This window comes from Brachybacterium epidermidis, from assembly GCF_015209585.1.
Taxonomy (GTDB): Bacteria; Actinomycetota; Actinomycetes; order Actinomycetales; family Dermabacteraceae; genus Brachybacterium; species Brachybacterium epidermidis.
In genome coordinates this window covers 210621-232484 of the sequence record NZ_JADEYR010000003.1, presented here as the reverse complement: position 1 = coordinate 232484, position 21864 = coordinate 210621, and the positions used below count along the sequence as shown (strand labels likewise).

Here is a 21864-nt window from a genome sequence, read left to right as displayed (position 1 = left end):
CTGGCCGACTGGTCACGCGGATACAGTGACCGCGTGGATGACCAGGGACGGCCGCTGAGGCACCGATGGCAGGAGGCACTGATCCTGCTGGCCGTCGCGGCCGACGCGGTCTTCATGGCGCTGGTCGCCGACGGGGACCCGTGGCGTCTCGCCCAGGCGGTGGGGATCGCGGTGGTCGGTTCACTGCTGCTGGCCCGGCACCGGCACTGGCGCTGGCTGTTGCCGCTGCTGATCCTGCTGAACGCCGTGGTCGCCTCCCTTTCCATCCTGATCATCGCCACCTACTGCTTCGCCACGCGCAGCAGCAGCCGGCTGATGACGGTGCTCGTGGGGCTGCTGGCAGTGGCGGTCACGGTGGTGCCCCCCTACCCGGACCTGCTGCCCGAGCGCACCGGGCAGGCGATCGCCCTGGTCTTCTTCCTGGTGGCCTCGACCGTGGCGATCGGGATGTACACCCAGACCCGCCGGCAGCTGATGGCACAGCTCCGCCGCCGTGCGGAGGAGGCGGAGCAGGGTCGCGCCGAGGCCCAGGACCAGGCGCGTCGGGCCGAGCGCACCCGCATCGCCCGCGAGATGCACGACATCGTGGCCCACAAGATCTCGCTGGTGGCCCTGCAGGCGGGCGCCCTGGAGGTGAACCCCAACCTGGAGCGGGAGCAGGTGGTCGAATCCGTGGGGCTGATCCGGCAGACGGCCACCACGGCCCTCTCGGAGCTGCGGGAGGTGCTGGGGGTGCTGCGCAGCGAGGACGAGGGGGCACCGCTGGCGCCCCAGCCCACCTGGGACGACGTGCGCGAGCTGGTGGTGACATCGCAGTCGGCGGGGATCTCCATCGAGCTGTTCGACTTCATCGACGACCCGGTGCCGGACCAGATGGCGCGCACCGCCTATCGGGTGGTGCAGGAGGGCCTGACCAACATCCACAAGCATGCCCGGCACACCAAGGCCCGGGTGGCGCTGATCGGCGAGCCTGGGACCGACCTGGTGATCGAGGTCAGTAATGTTCTTCCCGTGGGGTTCACCACGGACCTCCCGGGGGCGCGGATGGGGCTGTCGGGCATCGAGACCCGCGTGCTGCACGCCGGGGGGACGATCGCCTCGGGCCCCACCGATGACGGACGTTTCGAAGTGAAGGCGGTGATCCCATGGCCGGCGACGGCGTGACACGCGTGGGGCTGGTCGACGACGACTCCCTGGTGCGAGCGGGACTGGCAATGATCCTGGGCGCGGATCCGGGCATCGAGGTGGTGGGGCAGGCGGGCGACGGCTCCGAGGCCGTCCCGCTGGTGCAGAAGCACCGGCCCGACGTCCTGCTGATGGACGTACGGATGCCCGGGCTCGACGGCATCGCCGCCACCAAGGCGGTCTCGGCGCTGCCCCGTGCCCCCCGCATCATCATGCTCACCACGTTCGACATGGACGAGTACGTGTTCCGGGCGCTCGAGGCCGGCGCCAGCGGGTTCCTGCTCAAGGACACCCCGCCCCAGGACCTGATCCGAGCGGTGCACGTGGTGGCCGCGGGGGACGCGATGCTCTCCCCCGCCGTGACCCGGCGGATGCTCTCCCACTTCTCCGACGCGAACCCCGGCACCCGGCAGGACACGCACCCGGGCCTGGAACTGCTCACCGAGAGGGAGACCGAAGTGCTCGGTGCGGTGGGGGCAGGGCTGTCCAACACCCAGATCGGGATGCGGCTGTTCATGAGCGAGGCCACGGTGAAGGCCCACGTCTCGAAGATCTTCGCCAAGCTGGACTGCACCAATCGGGTGCAGATCGCGATCATCGCCCACGAGGCCGGGCTGACCGACATCGACCAGCCTCCCCTCTGAGGCGGAGCGTAGTACCCCCAACGGGATTCGAACCCGTGTCGCCGGCGTGAAAGGCCGGTGTCCTGGGCCGCTAGACGATGGGGGCCCTGGGCACAGAATGCCCGCCGGGAAGCATACCTGCCGCGCCTCCGCCTGCGCGAACGGGCACGGGGCAGGTGCGGTGCATCCGACACCGCCGCGATCCGGCGACCGTGGTTCGATGGTGGCATGGTCCGCATCAGTCGCAGCGAGTTCGAGGAGGCGGTGGATGACGCCCTGGATTCCCTGCCCGAGGAGATCGCGGAGGCCATCGCTCGCTCCAACGTCGTGATCCTGGTCGAGGAGGAGCCGGATCCGCAGCCGGACGGCACCGAGCTGCTGGGACTGTACGAGGGGATCCCCCTGGACCACCGCAGTGTGTTCGACGGGTACGCGCAGCCGGACAGGATCCTGATCTACCGCGGTCCCCTGCAGCGCGTGAGCGCCACCCGCGAGGAGCTGGTGGAGCAGATCGCGGTGACGGTGCTGCACGAACTGGGCCACCTCTTCGGCATCAGCGATGCGAGGCTCCACGAGCTCGGCTGGGCCTGAGAGCAGGCGTGAGTCCGTCGTCGGCACCGGAGTCGAGAGGTGCGAGGCGGCTCACAGCCGAAGTGTGCACGAGCCCCCGAAACCTCCGGTAGAGTTGTCCAGGTCGATCGGCGAGAACCACTGCGGTGGGGATCAGGATCGACGGTCAGGCCCTGTAGCTCAGTTGGTTAGAGTGCCGCCCTGTCACGGCGGAGGTCGCCGGTTCAAGCCCGGTCAGGGTCGCCCCCTCGCGAAGGCCCCGGAGTTCAGCTCCGGGGCCTTCGCCGTTCCCGTGAACCTCCTGCCCCCGGCCCAGCCGTCACCGGGACAGGTCGTCCACGGTCCGTCCCTGCGCATCGGCCGGGCCCCGCTCCCCCGTGCCTGGCCCGCCCGGTGCCCTCGTGGCGTGCCTCTCACCGGCCCCACCTGGTTGGGCGCACCCACCTGGCACTGTTACCCTGGTCCTCGGCCGCTTCACGGTGGTCACGGCTCTGTAGCTCAGTTGGTAGAGCGTTCGACTGAAAATCGAAAGGTCACCGGATCGACGCCGGTCGGAGCCACTCTCAAGACCCCCGCCCCGGCGGGGGTCTTCTCTTTGCCGAAGCCGCCGGTACGGCCCCGTGACCGGGGCTCGGGCCGTACAGTGTGATCTGCACCCCGGCGCTCACCGGGGCCCCACCTGACTCACTGTGGAGGACGACACCGATGTCAGCCGAGAGCCCGGATCTTGCCATCGCCCAGGCCGCGACCCTCGAACCCATCCAGGACATTGCCGAGAGGGCGGGCATCCCCGCCGAGGCGCTGATCCCCTACGGCTCGTACAAGGCGAAGGTCGACATCCGCAAGATCGACCAGGGCCAGGGCAACTCGAAGCTGGTGCTGGTCTCGGCCATGTCCCCCACTCCCGCCGGTGAGGGCAAGTCCACCACGACGGTGGGCCTGGCGGACGCCTTCACGCTGAAGGGCAAGCGCACCATGGTGGCGCTGCGGGAGCCGGCCCTGGGCCCGATCATGGGGATCAAGGGAGGCGCCACCGGCGGCGGTCACGCCCAAGTGGTGCCGATGGAGGACATCAACCTCCACTTCACGGGCGACTTCCACGCCATCCAGATCGCCAACAACACCCTGGCGGCGCTGGGGGACAACCACATCCATCAGGGCAATGAGCTGAACATCGATCCGCGCCGCATCCAGTGGAAGCGCGTGGTGGACGTCAACGACCGCGCCCTGCGCCAGACGGTGATCGGCCTGGGCGGCCCCGCGCAGGGCGTGCCGCGCGAGGACGGCTTCGACATCGTGGTGGCCTCCGAGATCATGGCGATCCTGTGCCTGGCCACGGACCTGGAGGACCTCTCCCGCCGCATCGGCGACATCGTCGTGGGCTTCACCTACGACCGCTCACCCGTGACCGTGCGCGACCTGAAGGTGGAGGGCGCGATCACCCTGCTGCTCAAGGACGCGCTGATGCCGAACCTGGTGCAGACCCTGGGCGGCACCCCGGCCCTGGTGCACGGCGGCCCCTTCGCCAACATCGCTCACGGCTGCAACTCCCTACCCGCGGCCCGCCTGGCCCTGTCCCTGGCCGAGATCACCGTCACCGAGGCCGGCTTCGGCTCCGACCTGGGTGCCGAGAAGTGCCTGGACATCAAGGCCCGCTTCGGCGACCTGCGGCCGGATGCGGCCGTGGTGGTGGCCCCCGGGCGCGCCCTGAAGATGCACGGCGGTGTGGCCAAGGCGGACCTCGCCACCGAGGACATCGACTCCACGCTCAAGGGCACCGAGAACCTGGCCCGCCACGTCCAGAACCTGCGCAAGTTCGGCATCGAGCCGGTGATCTCCCTGAACCGCTTCCCCACCGACACCGAGGCCGAGCTGGATGCCGTGCTGGAATGGGCGAAGGAGCAGGGCTTCCGGGCGGCACTGTCCGAGGTGTGGGCCAAGGGCGGCGAGGGCGGCCTCGCCGTGGCCGACGAGGTGCTCGCCGCGATCGAGGAGAGCACCGACTTCCACCACCTCTACGACCCGGAGGTCGGTGTCGAGGAGGCCCTGCGCACCCTTGCACGGGAGATCTACGGCGCCGAGGACGTGGTGTTCTCCGACAAGGCCCCGGCGGCTCTGCGCACGTTGAAGAAGAACGGCTGGGACAAGCTGCCGGTGTGCGTGGCGAAGACCCAGTACTCGTTCTCCGACGACCCCAGGGCGCTCGGAGCGCCCACCGGGCACGTGCTGCACGTGCGGGACCTGGTGCCGCGGATCGGCGCCGGGTTCGTGGTGGCCCTGACCGGGTCGATCATGACCATGCCCGGGCTGCCCAAGGAGCCAGCCGCACTGCGCATGGGCGTCACCGACGACGGGGAGGCATTCGGCCTGTTCTGACCCGCTCCCCGGCTGCGCCGGCCCCGTCCCACGTCGGCGGGGCGGGGCCGCACTGCGCATGCGCCCGAGCAGGGCCCGGCTCACCGGCGGTCCCGCTCGGCGACCTCCTCGGCCTCCCGCTCGGTCTCATCCGCCAGGTCCACGTCCAGACCGTCGTCGTCGTGGGCGCCCGCACCGGCCTCCGGCTCCTCCCAGTTGGGCAGGCTGAGATCGGTGTCGGGCGAGCCGGTGTCCACGACGTTCTCCGGGAAGCGGTCCTCCCCGCCGGTGAGGCCCTCGTGGTCGTCGAAGCCCTCGTCGATGAAGCCGTCCTCGTCGTCGTCCTGGTCGTCGGGGTCCGCCATGCGCGGGGTGAGGTCGTCGACCGCGTACTGCCCGCCGCGCACGAAGCCACGCCGGAAGGCTGCGCGGCCCACCATCGCGCTGGCCACGGGCACCGTGGTCATCTGGGCCAGCATCACCACCAGCATCATCGCGGCCAGCGACCAGGAACCGGCGGCCAGCGCCGCCCCGGCCAGCACCAGCATCAGCCCGAGGGACTGGGGCTTGGAGGCGGAGTGGATGCGGGTGAGCACATCGCTGAACCTGTTCAGGCCGATCGCGGCGATCACGGCCAGCACCGTGCCGGCGATGATGAGCACGCTGGCGAGGATCTCGAGGACGGTCATCGTGCTGCCTCCTCGCCCGTGGCTGGGCTCTCCGTGCTCCCCGTGCTCTCGTCCGACCGCCCGGTGCTCTCGTCCCGCCGCAGCGTGTCGTCCGGCCCGCCATCGGCACGGTGCAGGTGCACGGCCTCCAAGGGGCCGGTGGTAGTCTCGGGCTCCTCGCTGTCCTGGGACCTCTCGCGACCGATCGGGGCCGCCTCACGAGCCACGAAGCGGGCGAAGGTGACGGTGCTGATGAAGGCCAGCCCGGTCAGGGAGAGCATGGCCGGTCCGGCCCATTCGACCCGGGTGTGCGCGGTGTGCAGCGCCATCGCCATCACCACCATCACCACAAGCACGTCGGTGGAGACGGCGCGGTCCAGGATGGTGGGACCCACGATCATGCGGTACACCACGGACACGGTGGTCACGGCGAGCACGGCACCGCACACCAGCAGCACGATCTCGAACGGCGTCATCGCAGACCCGCCTCCTCCAGGATCTCGCGCCGGGCCAGGGCCCACAGCAGGCGCTTCTCCTGCTCCAGCACCCTCTGGCGGGCCTGCTCGGCCTGCTGCTCGTCCTCCGCGGCGATCACGTGCAGGAACAGGGTGCCGGTGGCGCGCTGCGCCTCCACCACCACCGACCCCGGGATCAGGGTGGAGAGCATGCCGGTGCCCGTGAGGAAGAGGTCGGACCGGGAGGCCAGTCTGACGGCGATCACCGAGTTCAGCGGCTGGGGCGCGGGCCGGATCGAGTACCACGACACCTCGATGGCCGACTTCACCATGTCGAACAGGAACACGCCCACGAAGTACAGGAACCGCAGGGGGCGCAGGGTGATCTCGTGCCCGGTGGGCGGCATCGGGAACAGCACGAACACCAGGGTCGCCGCGAGCACGCCGCCCAGCACGTTCTTCAGGTCCACACCGCCCCACAGCATGCACCAGAACGTGACGGAGACCAGCAGGCCCACCCAGTTTTTGGGCAGGTCCAGGAAGCGGCGCTTCATCACTCCACCACCTTCTGGCCCTCGGAGCCGATGTGGTAGACGAGCTGGTCGGCCGCTTCGTCACCGAGCACGGCGCTGACGTAGGGCTTGCGCTCCAGCACGGCCTCGGCGGCCTCGTCGGCGTAGCGCATGATGGGGCCGGCGAAGACGGTCAGGGCGATCGAGAAGGCCACCATGGCGCTGGTGGCGCCGATCATCACCTTCGGCATCGGCTTGTCGTTCTCCAGGACGTCCTGATCGGGCTCCTGCCAGAACGCACGGTTCCAGATCTTGGCGATCGCGTACAGGGTGAGCAGGCTGGTGAGCACGCTGACCACGATCAGGATCCACGCGGCGGTGCTGTCGTACTCGATGCCGGCCTGGATCAGGCCCACCTTGCCGATGAAGCCGGAGAACGGCGGGATGCCGGCCAGGTTCATCGCGGGGATGAAGAACAGGATCGCGATCACGGGGGCGAGCTTCGCCAGCCCGCCCAGGCGGATCAGGTTGGTGGTGCCGCCCCGGTGCTCGATCAGCCCGGCTGCCAGGAACATCGTGGACTGCACGGTGATGTGGTGGGCCACGTAGTAGATGGTGGCGGCCATGCCCAGCTCGGTGGTCAGGCCGATGCCGAACAGCATGTAGCCCATGTGGGAGACCAGCGTGAAGGACAGCACGCGCTTCAGGTCCGTCTGTGCGACGGCACCCAGGATGCCGATCAGGAGGCTCAGCCCGGCGGCCGCCAGCAGCAGGTTCGAGATCTGCGAGGCGGGGAACAGCAGAGTCTCCAGGCGCAGGATCGCGTAGATGCCCACCTTGGTCAGCAGGCCCGCGAACACGGCGGTCACCGGCGCGGGAGCGGTGGGGTACGAGTCCGGCAGCCAGGCGCTCAGCGGGAAGATCGCGGCCTTGATGGCGAAGGCCACCAGCAGCACCAGCTCCAGCGCCATCCGGGTGCCCGGCTCCAGCACGTCCAGCCGCACCGCCAGCTCGGCCATGTTCACGGTGCCCACCGCGGCGTAGATGAACGCGATGCCGGACAGGAAGATCACCGAGCTGAGCAGCGAGACGATCACGTACGTCGTGGCGGCTCTGATCCGGGACGCGGAACCGCCCAAGGTCAGCAGCACATAGCTGGCCGAGAGCAGCACCTCGAAGCCCACGTACAGGTTGAACAGGTCGCCGGCGAGGAACGCCATGGACACGCCCGTCACCAGCGCCAGGTAGGTGGGGTGGTAGATCGCCACCGGTGTGCGGGCGGTGTTCTCACTGACCGACTGGGCGCTTGAGTAGATCAGCACCGCGAAGGTGACGAAGGTGGAGACCACCAGCATCAGCGCCGTGAGCCTGTCTGCCACCAGCACGATCCCCAGCTGCGGGGTCCAGTTGCCGATCTGCAGCACCAGCACGCTCTCGGCGTTGACGTAGTAGGCCAGCACCAGGGCCACGGTGAAGTTCACCAGCAGCGTCAGGATGGTCACCCACAGCTGGATCCGCAGGTGGTGGCGCAGCAGCAGGGTGACCGCGGCGCCGCCCAGGGGCAGCAGCACAGGGAGGGCCAGCAGCAGTTCCATGCTCACGGCTTCTCCCTCCCGTCGTCGCGTCCGTCGTGGTGCTGGGTGTCGTACTGGGTGTGCCCGCCCAGATGGTCATCGGAGTCGGTCACCGGGCCGGTGCCCGGGACGGTGGTCTCTCCCCCGGTCGGCGGCGCGGTGTGGTCCTCGTCGGCCGGATGCGCCCGCGGCGCCTCGAGGCCCGCGTGGCCGTGCGGCACCTCGTGGGCGTCCGCAGTGGCGGTGCGGGCACGGCCGCGCTCCGCCCGGGCGGCGGCCCTCTCGGGCTTGGGAGCGGGCCGGGCCTCGCCCTCGTCGGCCTCGGTGTGGTCCTGGGGGACGTCCTCGGCGCTGGAGAGGTCCGAGCCCAGCGTCTCGTCCTCCGCGGGTGCGAAGCCCTGGGACTGCATGAGTGCGCCGCGCCGGGACTCCTCGGTGAGGGCCTGCGCCCAGGGGAGCTTCTCCTCGCCTGCGCGGCGGCGGCTGCGGCGCAGCACGCGGCGGTCCTCGACGTCGTCGGGGACCTCGTCGTGGCCGAACAGCTGCCAGGCGCGGTAGGCCAGGGCCATGCCGAAGGCGGTCACGCCCATGGAGATCACGATGGCGGTGAGCACCATCGCGAACGGCAACGGGTCGCTCATCTCGGACGGGTCGGCGGTGCCCTCGAAGGGGGGCTTGCCGGGCGGGCCGGCGGCCACCACGAACAGCAGGTTCACGCCGTTGGAGAGCAGCAGGAAGCCCAGGATGATGCGGGTCAGGGTGCGCTCGAGCACCAGGTACACGCCGCACGCGATCAGCACCCCGGCGGTGAGCAGCAGCGCGAGACTAACGGACATCGTTCTCCACCTCCTGCTGCTGGTCGATCTGGGCGCCGAGCGAGCGCAGGAAGTCCAGCAGCACGCCCACGACCACCAGGTACACGCCGATGTCGAAGATCAGGGCGCTGGGGAATTCCAGCTCGCCGAGCACCGGCACATGGACCACGGGGGTGGCGGTGGCGAAGATCGTGCCGCCGAACAGCAGGGGCAGCACGGAGGCGGACACGGCGATGGCCATGCCCAGGCCCAGCACGAAGCCGGCCTGGACGGGGGCGGCCTCGGAGAGCTCGTAGCGGCCACCGGCGAGGTACCGCAGGGCCAGGCCCAGGCCTGCCACGAGACCGCCGGCGAAGCCGCCGCCGGGGTAGTTGTGCCCTGCCATCAGCAGGTACACCGAGAACAGCATGATCAGCGGGAACCCGAGGCGGGTCACCACCTCGAGGATCACCATGCGGCGCTCCGGGGCCAGGGTCAGTCCGGCCGACAGCCAGGTGCGCCAGCGGTTGGACCCGGTGACCTCATCGGGGCGGGCGTCGAAGTTCAGGGCGTTCTGCGGCAGCGGGGCATCGGCCCGGCGCCTCCAGATGGAGGTGTCGGCATCCAGGTCCCGCACCCGAGAGATGCCCTGCTCGCGGCGGGTGACGAAGATCAGGGAGGCCACGCCGGTGGCGACCACCAGCAGCACGCCGATCTCACCCATGGTGTCCCACACGCGGGCGTCCACCAGGGCCACGTTGACCACGTTGTGGCCGCCGCCGACCTCGTAGGCGGGCTCGATCAGCTGCGGTCCCAGGGGCGCCTGGTAACGGGCATCGGCGGCGTAGAGCGCACCGCCGCACAGCACCACCGCGGTGCCGATGGCGATCCCCCACCGACCCAGGGCCCCGATCCGCAGCGGCCTGCGGGAGAAGTGGATCGGCAGGCGGCGCAGCACCAGCACCAGCACCACGGTCAGGGCGGTCTCCACCAGCACCTGGGTGGTGGCCACGTCCACCGCGCCGGCGACCAGGAACAGCAGTGCCACCGCGTAGCCGGTCACGGAGATCAGGAACACGGCCCGCAGTCGCCTGCGGGAGCGGGCGGCGCCGATCGCTGCTGCCACCGCCACGGGCAGGATCAGCAGCTCGGCGGGGTGGTGGAAGAGCACCAGGTTGTCCGGCACCGGGGAGCGGGCGATGGTGATCGGCGAGGCCAGCAGGATCAGCACCAGCAGCATGGTGCCCAGGGTGTACGGCAGGGAGCCGCGCTGGAACAGGGGGGTGACGGCGATGGCGAGCTTGTCGACCCCGCGCATCAGGCGCCGGAAGCCGCGCTCGGCATCCACCCAGTCCTCCACGCCGTCGCGGCCCCAGGTCATGGGCGAGACGGCCTTCTGCAGCCTCTCCATCGGCCGGGCCAGGACGCACAGCAGCGCGCCCAGTCCCAGGGTCAGGGCGGACAGCAGCAGCGGAACGCCCAGGTGCGGGATCACCACCAGGTGGATCCCCTCCCCCGCACCGGGCAGACCCGCGCTGATGCTCCCGGCCACCTTCTCCACGTCACCGGCCACGAAGGGCAGGCCCACGCTGCCCAGGGTGATGAGTGCCGGGGCCAGCCAGTACAGCGGGGAGATCTCGGGGGTGGCGACCGAAGGCGCACCGGGGGCGCGGCCGAAGGCGCCGCGCACGAAGCGCCAGGAGTAGGCGACGGTGAGGATGGAGCCCGCCACCAGGGCGATCAGCAGGGCGCGCTGCCAGGTGCCGGCCTCCCACAGGGCCGCGTAGATGGCCTCCTTGGCCACGAAGCCGTACAGCGGGGGCACAGCGGCCATGGAGGCCGCCGAGATGGTGCCGATGATCGCGACCACGGGGGCAGCGCGCCCCACGCCGGAGAGCATCCGCAGATCGCGGGTGCCGAACTTCTTGTCGATGATGCCGACCACCATGAACAGCGGTGCCTTGAACACGGAGTGGGCGATCAGCATCGCCACCCCCGCGAGGACCGCATCGTCGGTGGCCAGGCCGGAGACGGCGGCGAGGAAGCCGAGCTGGGAGACGGTGCCGTAGGCCAGCAGCAGCTTGACGTCCGTCTGCCGCAGCGCACGCCAGCCGCCCAGCAGCATGGTCGCGGCACCGAGCACCGCGATCACGATGCTGATCGCCTCCAGCGGGGCGATCGCCGGTGCCAGGCGCAGGATCAGGTAGATGCCGGCCTTCACCATCGCGGCCGCGTGCAGGTAGGCGGAGACCGGGGTGGGAGCAGCCATCGCACCGGGCAGCCAGAAGTGCGTGGGCACCAGTGCGGACTTCGACAGGGCGCCGGCCAGGACCAGCAGCATCGCGGTGATCAGGAACGGCCCGGCACCCTCCCAGATGGGGGCCGCCATGATCGCCGAGATCCGCATGGAGCCGGCGGCCTGCGCGAACATCAGCAGGCCCACCAGCATCGCCAGACCGCCGGCGGTGGTGGAGATCAGCGCGTTCATTGCCGCGCGCCGCGAGGACTGCTTGTCCTGGTAGTGGCCGATCAGCAGGTAGGAGAAGACCGTGGTGAGCTCCCAGAAGACGTAGAGCATCATCACGTCGTCCGCCAGGACCAGGCCGATCATGGCCCCCGCGAAGGCGGTGAGCACACCGGCGAAGCGTCCCAGCCCGGGTTCGGTGTCCTTGAAGTAGCGGGCGCAGTACAGCATCACCAGCGCGCCGATGGCAGTGGCGATCATGGCCATCACCCAGCTCAGCGGGTCCAGGCGGAAGGCCAGTTCGATCCCGAAGGCGGGGATCCATGGCGTCACGACCTCACGGGGCGCATCGGCCAGGGAGAGCGGGTCGATGGTGGCCAGCCACACCGCGGAGGCGCCGGGCACCAGCGCCAGCAGGAAGAACGCGTTGCGGCCCATCGCGCGCACCAGCAGCGGACCCGCGATCGCCGCCACCAGGTGGGCGAGGAGCATCGTGTACACGCGGTCTCCGTCCTGGGTGCGGGAAGGGGGATGGGCCGAGTACATCCTACGGGAGGACCTGTCGGAATCCTGAGGTCGCGGCACTAGGTCACATCCAGGCTGTGCCGGGACGTGCGCAGTTGCATGGCGGAGCGCTCTGATCTTCGTAGAGTGGTCCCATGGCCCCCACTGCGGACCGGGACCCCGGTGACCGGCTCTCCCCGTCCTTCTCCTCCTCCGCCCGCTCCTCCCCGCACTCCTCCCCCGACGCCCTGCACGATGCTGCCGCTCCCGGCACACGCGCCTTTGTCGAGGCCGACCCCCGTCGCGCGGCCCCGGGCACCGCCGTCGACCGCCGCACCCTGCGCACGCAGGTGGTCTCCTTCGCCGCCTGGGACGGCGGCATGAGCGCTTTCAGCTCGGTGATCCTCACCTTCGTGTTCGCCACCTACGTGGCCAGCGCGGTCGCCGCCGAGGGCGCGGTGGGCGAAGAGGCGATCAAGGCGGCACAGGACCACGGCTCCCAGATGTTGACCACCTGGCAGTCGATCGGTGCGGTGGCGGTGGCCCTGCTGGCCCCGCTGCTGGGAAACCTCGCGGATTCCGGGGGTGCCCGCAACGCCCTGCTGCGCATCACCACCCTCGCCACCGTCGTGGTGATCGCGTTGATGCCGATGGTGGCGCTGGACTCGGACTTCCTCATCCTGGGGGCGGTGCTGATCGCCCTGGCGGTCGTGTTCAGCGAGCTGGCCGGGGTGTTCGTGAACTCGGTGCTGCCGGAGATCTCCACCCCCGCCAACCGCGGCCGGGTCTCCGGGACCGCATGGGCGGTGGGCTACTGGGGCTCCATCGTGTGCCTGGCTCTGGTGCTGGTGCTGTTCGTGATGCCGGGGACCGGGCTGCTGGGCATCACCGGGGACGACGGCTGGAACCTGCGCGCCATCCCTGTCTTCGTGGCGATCTGGATCCTGGTGGGCACCCTGCCGCTGATGATCTGGGCACCCCGTCACCACGCCCGCACCCCCGGCGCGCGATGGACCCCGGTGCAGGGGTACGTGAGCATCGCGCGGCACGTGAAGCGGGCCTTCCGCGAGGAGCCCGCGATGCTGCTGTACCTGGTGGCCTCCGCGATCTACCGCGACGGCCTGGGGGCGGTGTTCTCGATCGCCGGCGTGCTGGCGGCCAACGCGTACGGCTTCTCCACCGTCGAAGTGATCATCTTCGGCATCATCGCGAACCTGGTGGCCGGCATCGGCGTGTTCATGGGCGGCCGGATCGACGACCGGGTGGGCCCGCGACCGGTGATCATCGGCGGCTGCATCGGCATCATCGTGCTGGGCCTGGTGGTGCTGGCGTTCGGCTCCACCGCCGTGTTCTGGGTGGCCGGCCTGGCGATCTGCCTGTTCGTGGGGCCGGTGCAGTCCGCGTCCCGGAACCTTCTCACGCGGCTCTCCCGGCCCGGCCGGGAGACCGAGAACTTCGGCCTGTACGCCACCACCGGCCGGGCGCTGGGCTTCCTGGGCACCGGCGCCTTCGCGCTGACGGTGTGGATCACCGGGGACACCCGCACCGGGATCCTGGGGATCGTGCTGGTGATGGCCCTGGGCCTGCTGGCGTTCTTCCCGATCCCGCTGGGGGCGGCGGGCCGGGCCGCCAAGGCCGACGGCACGCCCGCGAGCGCGGGCTGATCGGACCGGTCGGCCGGCGCCACCACCATGCCGAGCGCGACGGCGAGCCGGTCGCGACTGAACGCGTCGGCGAGCCGGTCGCGCGGATCAGGCGGGTCAGGCCAGATCGTCGGGGTCGACCAGGAAGCCCTCGAGGTCCACGACGTAGCCGCCGACGGTCTCCACCAGCAGCCCGGCGATCAGCCCGATCCGGCGGTACACCCCCGCCCAGCGCTCGGTGGTCTCGGCGTCCGGGGACTCCAGGGAGTCCTCGGTCTCATCGGCCGGAAGGTGCACCAGCTGGTAGTCCACCGCCTCGTCAAGCCAGCTCAGCTGCTGCAGGGCCACCGGGCGCGCGCTGCGACCCACCCGCAGGCTGATCACGTCCTCGCCATCGGCGGGGATCGTGATGCTGTACCCTGCGGCGTCGGCCTCCTCGGGCACCTGGTCCAGCTCGGCCTCGGGCTCCAGCGGTGCCAGCAGCTGGGCCAGGGACTCCGGCGCCAGGGCGTGGGGGCTGACCACGGTGAGGTCTCGCACGTGGTACGGATGCGGCTCCAGGCGCACCCCGGAATCGGTCACGACAGCGCCGTACAGGCGCCGGCCCAGCGACCACACCAGGTCCAGGGCGGAGCGCTCGGTCCCGAAGGGCAGGCCCTCCGGGAAGGCGCGGGCATACCCGTGGGAGTCGCCCAGCCCCTCGGGGGCCGGGTCCTCCCGCACCCGGGTCACCTCCAGGTCCCAGCGGCCGGCACCGCGCGGGCCCCTGTCGGGAACGAGCCGGGCGTCCTGCCCCAGGTCGATGCTGCCGTCGTCCTCGAGGACGGCATGGGGGCGCAGGTTGCGCACCATGGCGTACACGTCGGCCGGATCGGTGTCGCGGGGGAGCTGGACGCGGTGGGAGGTGAGATCGGTGCTCATGCCTGCTCGTCCTCCACGGGGATCCGGGTGCGATGGAAGTTCAGGGCCGAGCGCGAGGGGGTGGGGCCGCGTTGACCGAGGTAGCGGTTGAGGTTCCCCTCGCTGCCGTAGGGGCGCTCCGCCGCGTTGGACAGTTGGAAGAAGCACAGCTGGCCGATCTTCATGCCCGGCCACAGGGCCACCGGCAGGGTGGCCATGTTGGACAGCTCCAGGGTGATGTGGCCCTGGAAGCCGGGATCGATGAAGCCTGCGGTGGAATGGGTGAGCAGCCCCAGGCGGCCCAGGGAGCTCTTGCCCTCCAGGCGGGCTGCGATGTCATCGGGCAGGGTGATCTGCTCGTAGGTGGAGGCGAGCACGAACTCCCCGGGGTGCAACATGTACGCCTCCTCGGGATCCACGGCGATCTCGCGGGTGAGCTCGGCCTGCTCCGTGGCCGGGTCGATCATCGCGTACTTGTGGTTGTCGAAGACGCGGAAGAAGCGATCGATGCGCACGTCCACGGAGGCGGGCTGGACCATGGAGGCGTCGAAGGGCTCCAGCCGCACGCGCTCGGCCTCGATCTGGGCACGGATGTCACGATCACTCAGCAGCACGAGCCCAGCCTAGCCCCGGATTCCGGGAACGTCAGGGGAGAGTCCACTCCCGCCCATGTTCAGGGAGCACCCCGCGATGGGGTTATGATGGACGGCGTTCGCGGGTGTAGTTCAATGGTAGAACTTCAGCTTCCCAAGCTGACAGCGCGGGTTCGATTCCCGTCACCCGCTCTCGTGTCCTGGGTCGCGACATCGTTGACAGACGATGTCGCGACCCAGTTCTTTCCATGGGGCTCGTCTTTCCATGGGGCTCGCTGACTGCGTGAACTGAGCGGGACCACAGGACCCGGGACCGCAGGGCCCAGGACCTCTGCGCGGGACCTTCAGGGTTCCGACGCCGATATGTCACGGTGTAATAATGTGCCATGCCCAAGATCATCGGCGGTTCGCTCGAGGAGCACCGCGAGCGCACACGCGAGAAGATCTTCCAGGCTCTGGACGAGCTGCTGGAGGACCAGACGTTCGAGCAGATCACGTTCTCCTCGATCGCCGGGGCCGCGGGGGTGGGTCGCACCGCGATGTACAACCACTTCCCGGACAAGGACACCCTGCTGGTCGAGTACGCGATGCACGAGACCTCCGGCTACATCGCGCAACTGCAGGCCGGAGTTCAGGCCGCCACCCCGAGGGAGGCGGTGCTGCAGTACGTGCGCACCCAGCTGCAGCTGACGGTCTCCTTCCACATGCCGCACTCGGTCAGCCGCAACCGCCTCACCTCGGAGACGGCGGCCCGCCTGCGGGACCACGTGGTGCTGATCGAGGACGTGCTGCGACGGATCATCCGCGCCGGCATCGACAGCGGTGACTTCGCTGCGGACCTCGATCTCGACGCCACCGTGCGGATCGTCAACGGTCTGCTGATCGGCACGGCACCGGGACGCTTCGATCAGGATGCACTGGAGGCCTTCGTGCTGCGGGGCCTGGGCGTCGAGGCCTGAACCACTCCCCTGACCGGAGCCTCGGGGCCGTCGAGGGCCCCGAGCGGCAGGGCCGATGGGGCCCGGCCCGGTCCGGGCGGTCTCAGCGCTTGTCGTCGTCCTCCCAGCTCATCGCGTCCAGCGTGAGCTCGCGGTCGTCCTCATCGCGGCGCGCGAACAGCGGCTTGGAGCTGTCCTCCAGCTCGTCCTCGAGGTCCACCTCGGGTGCGGCGGCCGAGGCCACCCACACCGCAGCGGCGATCACCAGCGCGATGACGGCCACGCCCCAGCGCAGGAACGGGCTGGAGTCGTCGGCCACCATCGACACCAGCGAGGGCACGGCGATGGCAGCAGTCAGCGCACCGGCGAGCATCAGGGCGGGCGCGACGGCGCCGATGCTGGAGCGCATCACCCCCGTGAGCACCGCTCCGGAGAGCGCACCGGAGTGGCCCCAGGAGCCGGGGCCGCCGTAGCGGCCCGCGGAGATCAGGTCGAGGGCCGAGCGCATCGCGGAGGCCGCGCCATGGGACCACAGCCCCAGGCCCGCTGCGGTCAGCACCAGGCCGGCCACGAAGCCGGGAAGGGCGGCCGGCCCCAGGCCGAAGCCCGCCACCACCGGCATCAGCAGCGCCACCGTCAGCGGCGTCAGCGCGGAGCGTCGCAGCCCGTAGGTCAGGTCATCCAGCAGCACGTGCTCACGGTCGCTGAGCATGGTGGCGCGGGTCTCGACCACTGCAGCGGCGCCTGCCCGTCGGGATGCGTCGAGCATCGAGGCGATGACCAGCAGCACGGTCACCACGCCCATGCCTATGCCCGCCAGCAGCGGGAGGGCCTGCGGGGTGAGGGCGTGCAGGGCACGGTCCTCCCAGACCGTGGCGGCCCGAGGGGCCGCCTGCAGAGCGGTGACCACCGGCCCCAGCAGGGGCAGCGCGGCGAGGGCGGCCACCAGCAGCAGAGCGCTGCGCGGACCGGTGCCGGCCGAGGCCGCGGCCTCCCGTGCAGCCGGCTCGGTGCCCGGGTCATCCAGCAGAGCCGGGGCGGCCAGCGAGCCCGCGAAGCCGAGCGTCACCACCAGGGCACCCAGGCCGCTGTACGCGAGCAGGGCCAGGGCCAGGCCCGGCACACCGGCGCTGAGCACGCTGAGCACACCCAGCACGCCCAGCAGCAGCGCCAGGGCGAGCGCGGCGCTCAGAGCAGTAGCGCCGAAGGCCGCGGTGGCACCCAGCGCACCCCCGGTGCGGCTGGTGCGGGCCGCACGCAGCGCGGTCTCGCCGCGGCGGTCGGCCGTGGCATCCAGCAGCAACAGGGCCAGCAGGGCGGCCAGTGCACCGGCTCCGATCGCGCCGGCGACCACGGCGCTCGGCGACACGGTGTGCAGGGTCAGCACGTCCAGGAAGGCGCCGGCGTCGCGGGAGTCGTCCGTGACGGAGATCCATTGGCCCATGTCCTGGGTGGCCTGTTCGATCTGCGGCACCATCTCCTCTCGCGGCAACGGCTGGGGGCCGGCCACGGCCGGATCGGTGAACTCACTCATCCCCACGTGGTCGAAGCGCAGGGACTTGTACTGGGTGGGCAGCCACAGCGCGGCCGCGGCCACCGTGAGCGCACCGCTCAGCACGGCGGGGATCAGCCCGCCCATCCGGAGCCCGGTGCGCTCCTGGCCATCATTCATCCGATGCGGGACCACCGCGGCGGCGGCCGCGGTGAGCATGGCAGCCCCCAGGCCCAGCAGCACCACCAGGATCCCCTCGCCCGCCAGGACCGGGACGCCGAGCAGGATCCCGCCGGCGGCCAGAGCGGTGGTCAGCAGCACCAGGTCAGCGGCGCGCCCGCCTCCGTGGCGGATGATGCGGGCGGTCAGCAGGTGCTCGGCACCGAGGTTGTCCTCGCCGTCGGGCTCCAGATCGTTCTCGTCCGTGCCCACCAGCACCGCGGAGGCCGCACCCACGGTCTCCAGGGGGGCCGAGCACACCCGCACGGCCAGGGCCCCGATCGCAGCGCCACCAGCCAGGGCCACCAGGGCGCTGCCGGCCTGCTCGCGCAGGAACCACACCGCGATCGCCACCGGCAGCACACCCAGGGCCAGGGCGCCGGTCACGCTGAGAGCACCCAGGCGACCCAGCAGCGCTTCGCGCCGGCTGGGGCCGATGGACAGCGCGGCGATCTGCAGGGCCACGCCCCGCCAGGCGGCGAGCGGGCCCAGCAGCAGACCGGCCAGCAGCATCGCGGAGCGCAGCAGGCGCTGGTCGGTGGATCCGGGCACCAGGTAGGCCAGCACCAGGGCGGGGATGCCCACCGCGACGGTCACCGACGCGACAGTGGACAGCTGTGCGCCCAGGCGCCGCGCCAGACCGGGATCGGCGGCGAGGTCGCGGAAGTCGGGGTCCGCCACGAGGGCCTCGCCCTGTTCGAGATCCTCGTCCCCGTCCGTTCCCGCGTCGTCGAGGTCCTCGACGTCGGAGTCCCGGTCGTCGGGATCCCGACGTCGGGGTCCCGGTCGTCGGGATTCTCGACATCCGGGTCCTCGCTGCGGCGACGGCCGGTCCTCGCGGCCGGGCGAGCCGGTCTGCGCAGGCGGGTGGGGACGATGGCCCCCGCCACCAGGGCGATGATCGAGAGGACCGCCAGGACCAGCAGGGTCACGGCGATGTCGTCCCCGAGGGGGTACTGGGTGATGAGATCCACGAAGGCGCTTCCGTCCGGGGGGAGAGGCCAGCGGCCCGCGCGGGGCCGATGACGGCAGGTCAGGCGAGCAGGGAGAGGTCCAGATGGTCAGGGCCGCCCTCGACCACGCGGATCGGCACGCCCCAGTCCTGCTGGTGCATGTGGCAGGCGGGGAACTCGACCGCAGGATCGGCGTCGCAGGAGGCGGCGCGGGCGTTGACGTGCAGCACGCCCTCGGTGATCGAGGGGTCCAGCTCCAGCACCCGCTCCAGCTCGGTCCTGGTACCGGCCCCCGCGCGCACCATGCTCGCCGGCGAGGTCGTGATCGACACCTGGGTGGAGGGCCCCATGGAGTCGTCGAGCTTGTGGCCCTCGGGCGGGGTGAACAGCACCCGGATCCGCAGCGGGCCAGGGCCCACCTCGGTCACCGGGCGCTCGGAGCGCTGGGCGCCCTCGTCGATCACGCGCTCGGCGGCCTTGGCCACGGGCACCCAGGTGAGCCGGTGCGTGCCGGACTCCACCACGATCAGCTGCCCGATGCCGTCCACCGGGGGCCCCACCAGGGCGTCGGAGGGCTCTCGCAGGTCGGTGGCGACGGTGACGACGGTGGCGGTGCCGTCCTCGGCGCCGTGCTCGTCGATCACCCGGATGGCGCCGTTGTAGGTGTCGGCCACCGCGATGCGGCCGTCGGGCAGGACGGTCACCCCCAGGGGGTGCTGCAGGCGCGCGGTGGCGGCGGCGCCGTCGACGTAGCCGTAGTCGAACAAGCCCTCCCCCACCAGGGTGCTCACGCGCATGGCCCGCGGGTCCAGCACGCGCACGGCGGAGGTCTCGGAGTCGGCGATCACGAGCCGGCCGTCTGCCATCTCGTCCACACCGGAGGGCTGGGCCCACCACGAGCCCACCACGGGCCCGTCCACCAGACCCTCCTGGGTGGTGCCGGCGAGCACCGCGAGACCCTGCGTGACCGGGTCGAACATCCACATCTGGTGGATGCCTGCCATGGTGATCACCGCGCGGTTCAGAACGCCGGACCAGGCCAGGTCCCAGGGGGTGGACAGGTCGAAGGTGCGCGGATCGCCCTCACCGCGGGGCAGGGGCCGGCCCTGCATCCACTGGCCGCCGCTGCCGGCGACGGTGACCACCTCGGTGGCGGTGCGGGCCCGCAGCAGGCGGTCCTGCCCCAGCCGCACGCCGCGCAGCAGATGGTTGGCGGTGTCGGCCACCAGCAGGTCGTAGCCGACCTCGGCGGCCACCTCCTCGGGCAGCACCAGCACCCCGTTGGGCTCGGCGAAGCGCACCTGCTCGGCCTCACCGTCGCGATGGCCGCGCACGCCCTCGCCGATCACCTCGTCCACGGTGAGCCCGTCGGCACGGAACACCACCAGGCGGTGCTGGCCCGCGTCGGAGACCACCAGGCGGCCATCGGGGAGAGCCGCGACCTTGGAGGGGTAGCGCAGGGTCTGGGGGGTGCGCTCGGTCAGCACCGTGGGGGCGGGCCCGCGGCGCAGGGAGCCATCGGCCTCGCCCTCGGCGACCAGGCGCTCGATGAGGGCGTCGAGGTTGGCGGCGTGCCCCTCGCCGGAGAGGTTCCCGGCGATGCGGCCGTGCGTGTCCAGCACCATCAGGGTGGGCCAGGCGCGGGCCCCGTACTCGCTCCAGGTGCGAAGCTCCGGATCATCGAGCACGGGGTGAGTGACCTCGTAGCGCTCGATGTTGTCGGCCAGCGCCTCGGGGTCCTTCTCGAACTCGAACTTCGGGGAGTGCACGCCGACCACCACGAGCTCCTGGGACCACTTCTCCTCCAGCGGTCGCAGCTCGTCCAGCACGTGCAGGCAGTTCACGCAGCAGAAGGTCCAGAAGTCCAGCAGCACGATCTTGCCGCGCAGGTCCTCGAGGTCCAGTTCCACCCCGCCGGTGTTGAGCCAGGAACGGCCGCGCAGGGGCGAGCCGTGAGCACGGGCGGTGAGGGGCTGAGAGGGATCGGCCGGAGTGGTCATGGGGCCAGTGAACACCTCAGCGGCGCACCGATGCCAGTCCGCGTGAGATCCGCCGGTCCGCGCGTGCTCACCAGGTGGCGATCCACTCCAGCAGCGCGGGGTCCTCGAGCGTGGTCAGCGCGAGATCCGCCGAGGGCGCCCGGGTGCTGGGGGTGGGAACGACGATCAGGCGCAGTCCGGCATCGCGGGCGGCCCGGGCCCCGGTGCCGGAGTCCTCGAAGGCCAGGGCGTGCTGCGGCTCGGCGCCCAGAGCACGGGCAGCGGCCGCGTACATGTCGGGGCGGGCTTGGGGCGGGCCACGGTGTCGGAGGCCTCCAGCACCGTGAAGTGCTCCCGCAGGCCGCCGGCGGCGAGCTTGCCCTCGAGGGCCTCCAGCCAGGAGTTGGATGCGCAGCCCAGCGGGACCCGGGCGGCGGCTGCCTCCACCGCCGCGGTCGCGCCGGGCATGGCGCGGATGCCGACGGCGAGCTCCCGGTCGAAGGCCTCGTGCAGCTGCGCCAGGACTTCGGGCTCCGGGGCGCCGGCCCGCTCGGCGATGATCTCGGCGGCCACCTCGATGGTGGAGCCGTGCAGGTGCTCGTGGTCCTCAGCCCTCAGGCGGGCACCGGCGGTCTCGACCACAGCGGCCTGGGCGCGGTTCCAGATGGACTCGGTGTCCAGCAGCATCCCGTCGCAGTCGAACACGACGGCCTGCGGCGTCCAGTCGCCGAAGGCCTCCCGGAAGCGGTGGATGCCGGTCACCGCGGGTCCTTCCCCGTCCAGCCGGCGATCCAGTTGCGCAGCACCGGGTCCTCCAGGGAGGTGAGGCGGCGCGGCGCGCGGGGGTCCTGCCCAGGCAGGGACGGCACCGCGATCAGCTGCATGCCCGCTCCGAGTGCGGCCTCGGCGCCGGTCTCGGAGTCCTCGAAGGCGAGACAGTCGGCCGGGTCCGCACCGAGCAGACGGGCCGCCTGGACATACATGTCCGGGGCGGGCTTGGGGGCGGCGACGTCCTCCACCGCCACCTGTGCGGTGACGAACTCGGCAAGGCCCAGCTCGTCGATCTTGTGCTGCAGCTCCTCGCGCGGGGAGTTGGAGGCCACGGCCACGGGGACCACCGCAGCGACGGCCCTGACGGTCTCGTACGCCCCGGCCATCGGCACCATGCGGATCTCCCGGCGAGCAGTGCGGTGAGCGAGCAGCAGCTCCTCGGTGACCACGGAGGGGTCCTTGCCGATCAGCTCGGCGATCGCGGCGATCACCACCTCGGCGGCGCGGCCGGTGATGGAGCGGCGGGTCTCCTCGTCGAAGGCGGCGCCGTGGCGGGCCAGGTACTCGTCCTGCAGCTCCACCCAGGCGGCCTCGGTGTTCACCAGCATGCCGTCGCAGTCGAAGACCACGGCCGCGGGCGTCCAGGCGGGGGGCCAGGTGTCCAGCGGGGAC

Annotated in this window: 18 protein-coding genes, 4 tRNA genes and 1 pseudogene; 9 read left to right on the top strand and 14 right to left on the bottom strand. The window is 71.2% G+C overall.

The window, feature by feature from the left end:
• Positions 1-33 precede the first annotated feature (33 nt).
• Positions 34-1164: a sensor histidine kinase gene (locus tag IOE58_RS05300; protein WP_348981879.1), complete on the top strand. Its 1131-nt coding sequence runs from the start codon at positions 34-36 to the stop codon at positions 1162-1164.
• Positions 1146-1829, top strand: coding sequence for a response regulator (locus IOE58_RS05295; RefSeq protein WP_193865350.1), 684 nt, complete (start codon positions 1146-1148; stop codon positions 1827-1829). The genes IOE58_RS05300 and IOE58_RS05295 overlap by 19 nt, the downstream gene beginning before the upstream one ends.
• 12 nt (positions 1830-1841) lie before the next feature.
• Here IOE58_RS05295 and IOE58_RS05290 read toward each other — a convergent pair.
• Positions 1842-1914, bottom strand: a tRNA-Glu gene (locus IOE58_RS05290).
• Between the two features lie 122 nt (positions 1915-2036).
• On the opposite strand from IOE58_RS05290, the gene IOE58_RS05285 reads away from it, so the two are divergent.
• The 4 genes from IOE58_RS05285 to IOE58_RS05270 all read left to right on the top strand — a co-directional run bounded on the left by IOE58_RS05285 (position 2037) and on the right by IOE58_RS05270 (position 4754).
• On the top strand, positions 2037-2399 hold the full coding sequence (locus IOE58_RS05285) for a metallopeptidase family protein (protein WP_193865349.1): 363 nt from the start codon (positions 2037-2039) through the stop codon (positions 2397-2399).
• A gap of 148 nt (positions 2400-2547) precedes the next feature.
• A tRNA-Asp gene (locus IOE58_RS05280) sits at positions 2548-2621 on the top strand.
• Positions 2622-2865: 244 nt separating this feature from the next.
• Positions 2866-2938 (top strand) — tRNA-Phe (locus IOE58_RS05275).
• 145 nt (positions 2939-3083) lie between these two features.
• Positions 3084-4754, top strand: coding sequence for a formate--tetrahydrofolate ligase (locus tag IOE58_RS05270; RefSeq protein ID WP_193865348.1), 1671 nt, complete (start codon positions 3084-3086; stop codon positions 4752-4754).
• 80 nt (positions 4755-4834) lie between these two features.
• On the opposite strand, the gene mnhG is transcribed toward IOE58_RS05270, so the two are convergent.
• The 6 genes from mnhG to IOE58_RS05240 are packed head-to-tail and all read right to left on the bottom strand — an operon-like array spanning position 4835 to position 11692.
• Complete coding sequence (mnhG, locus tag IOE58_RS05265; protein WP_193865347.1) at positions 4835-5422, bottom strand: monovalent cation/H(+) antiporter subunit G; 588 nt, start codon at positions 5420-5422, stop codon at positions 4835-4837.
• Positions 5419-5877, bottom strand: a complete 459-nt coding sequence (locus tag IOE58_RS05260) for an MrpF/PhaF family protein (protein ID WP_193865346.1) — start codon at positions 5875-5877, stop codon at positions 5419-5421. The genes mnhG and IOE58_RS05260 overlap by 4 nt, the downstream gene beginning before the upstream one ends.
• A complete protein-coding gene (locus IOE58_RS05255) occupies positions 5874-6410 on the bottom strand; it encodes a Na+/H+ antiporter subunit E (protein WP_193865345.1) in 537 nt (178 codons plus the stop codon). Before IOE58_RS05255 ends, IOE58_RS05260 begins: the two co-directional genes overlap by 4 nt.
• Complete coding sequence (locus tag IOE58_RS05250; RefSeq protein ID WP_193865388.1) at positions 6410-7963, bottom strand: Na+/H+ antiporter subunit D; 1554 nt, start codon at positions 7961-7963, stop codon at positions 6410-6412. Before IOE58_RS05250 ends, IOE58_RS05255 begins: the two co-directional genes overlap by 1 nt.
• A 2-nt stretch (positions 7964-7965) precedes the next feature.
• A complete protein-coding gene (locus IOE58_RS14765; protein WP_348981878.1) occupies positions 7966-8778 on the bottom strand; it encodes a Na(+)/H(+) antiporter subunit C in 813 nt (270 codons plus the stop codon).
• Entirely contained in the window at positions 8768-11692 is a 2925-nt protein-coding gene (locus tag IOE58_RS05240) for a Na+/H+ antiporter subunit A (RefSeq protein ID WP_228019047.1), read from the bottom strand. Before IOE58_RS05240 ends, IOE58_RS14765 begins: the two co-directional genes overlap by 11 nt.
• Before the next feature lie 167 nt (positions 11693-11859).
• On the opposite strand from IOE58_RS05240, the gene IOE58_RS05235 reads away from it, so the two are divergent.
• The gene (locus IOE58_RS05235; protein ID WP_228018944.1) at positions 11860-13368 is read left to right on the top strand and encodes an MFS transporter; all 1509 of its coding nucleotides are present in this window, start codon (positions 11860-11862) and stop codon (positions 13366-13368) included.
• Between the two features lie 96 nt (positions 13369-13464).
• Here IOE58_RS05235 and IOE58_RS05230 read toward each other — a convergent pair whose 3' ends face one another.
• Together IOE58_RS05230 and dcd are read right to left on the bottom strand one after the other, a co-directional pair.
• Positions 13465-14268, bottom strand: a complete 804-nt coding sequence (locus IOE58_RS05230) for a hypothetical protein (protein ID WP_193865343.1) — start codon at positions 14266-14268, stop codon at positions 13465-13467.
• Complete coding sequence (gene dcd, locus IOE58_RS05225; protein WP_193865342.1) at positions 14265-14861, bottom strand: dCTP deaminase; 597 nt, start codon at positions 14859-14861, stop codon at positions 14265-14267. Before dcd ends, IOE58_RS05230 begins: the two co-directional genes overlap by 4 nt.
• A gap of 100 nt (positions 14862-14961) precedes the next feature.
• Between dcd and IOE58_RS05220 the strand changes: the two genes are divergently transcribed.
• Together IOE58_RS05220 and IOE58_RS05215 are read left to right on the top strand one after the other, a co-directional pair.
• A tRNA-Gly gene (locus tag IOE58_RS05220) sits at positions 14962-15032 on the top strand.
• A gap of 194 nt (positions 15033-15226) precedes the next feature.
• Positions 15227-15799 carry a TetR/AcrR family transcriptional regulator gene (locus IOE58_RS05215; RefSeq protein ID WP_193865341.1) on the top strand — a complete coding sequence of 191 codons (573 nt, stop codon included), beginning with the start codon at positions 15227-15229 and terminating at the stop codon, positions 15797-15799.
• A gap of 82 nt (positions 15800-15881) precedes the next feature.
• Here the strand turns inward: IOE58_RS05215 and IOE58_RS05210 are convergent, their stop codons facing one another.
• From IOE58_RS05210 to IOE58_RS05195, 5 genes and pseudogenes are all read right to left on the bottom strand, one after another.
• On the bottom strand, positions 15882-18170 hold the full coding sequence (locus IOE58_RS05210) for a pyrophosphatase (RefSeq protein ID WP_193865340.1): 2289 nt from the start codon (positions 18168-18170) through the stop codon (positions 15882-15884).
• Positions 18171-18522: 352 nt separating this feature from the next.
• A complete protein-coding gene (locus tag IOE58_RS05205; RefSeq protein WP_193865339.1) occupies positions 18523-20442 on the bottom strand; it encodes a thioredoxin-like domain-containing protein in 1920 nt (639 codons plus the stop codon).
• A gap of 67 nt (positions 20443-20509) precedes the next feature.
• The gene (locus IOE58_RS14235) at positions 20510-20668 is read right to left on the bottom strand and encodes an HAD family hydrolase (protein WP_228019036.1); all 159 of its coding nucleotides are present in this window, start codon (positions 20666-20668) and stop codon (positions 20510-20512) included.
• 9 nt (positions 20669-20677) lie between these two features.
• Positions 20678-21108 (bottom strand): annotated as a pseudogene (locus IOE58_RS05200) (HAD hydrolase-like protein); the annotation flags it as partial.
• Positions 21109-21179: 71 nt separating this feature from the next.
• Positions 21180-21821, bottom strand: a complete 642-nt coding sequence (locus IOE58_RS05195) for an HAD family hydrolase (RefSeq protein WP_348981876.1) — start codon at positions 21819-21821, stop codon at positions 21180-21182.
• Positions 21822-21864 lie beyond the last annotated feature (43 nt).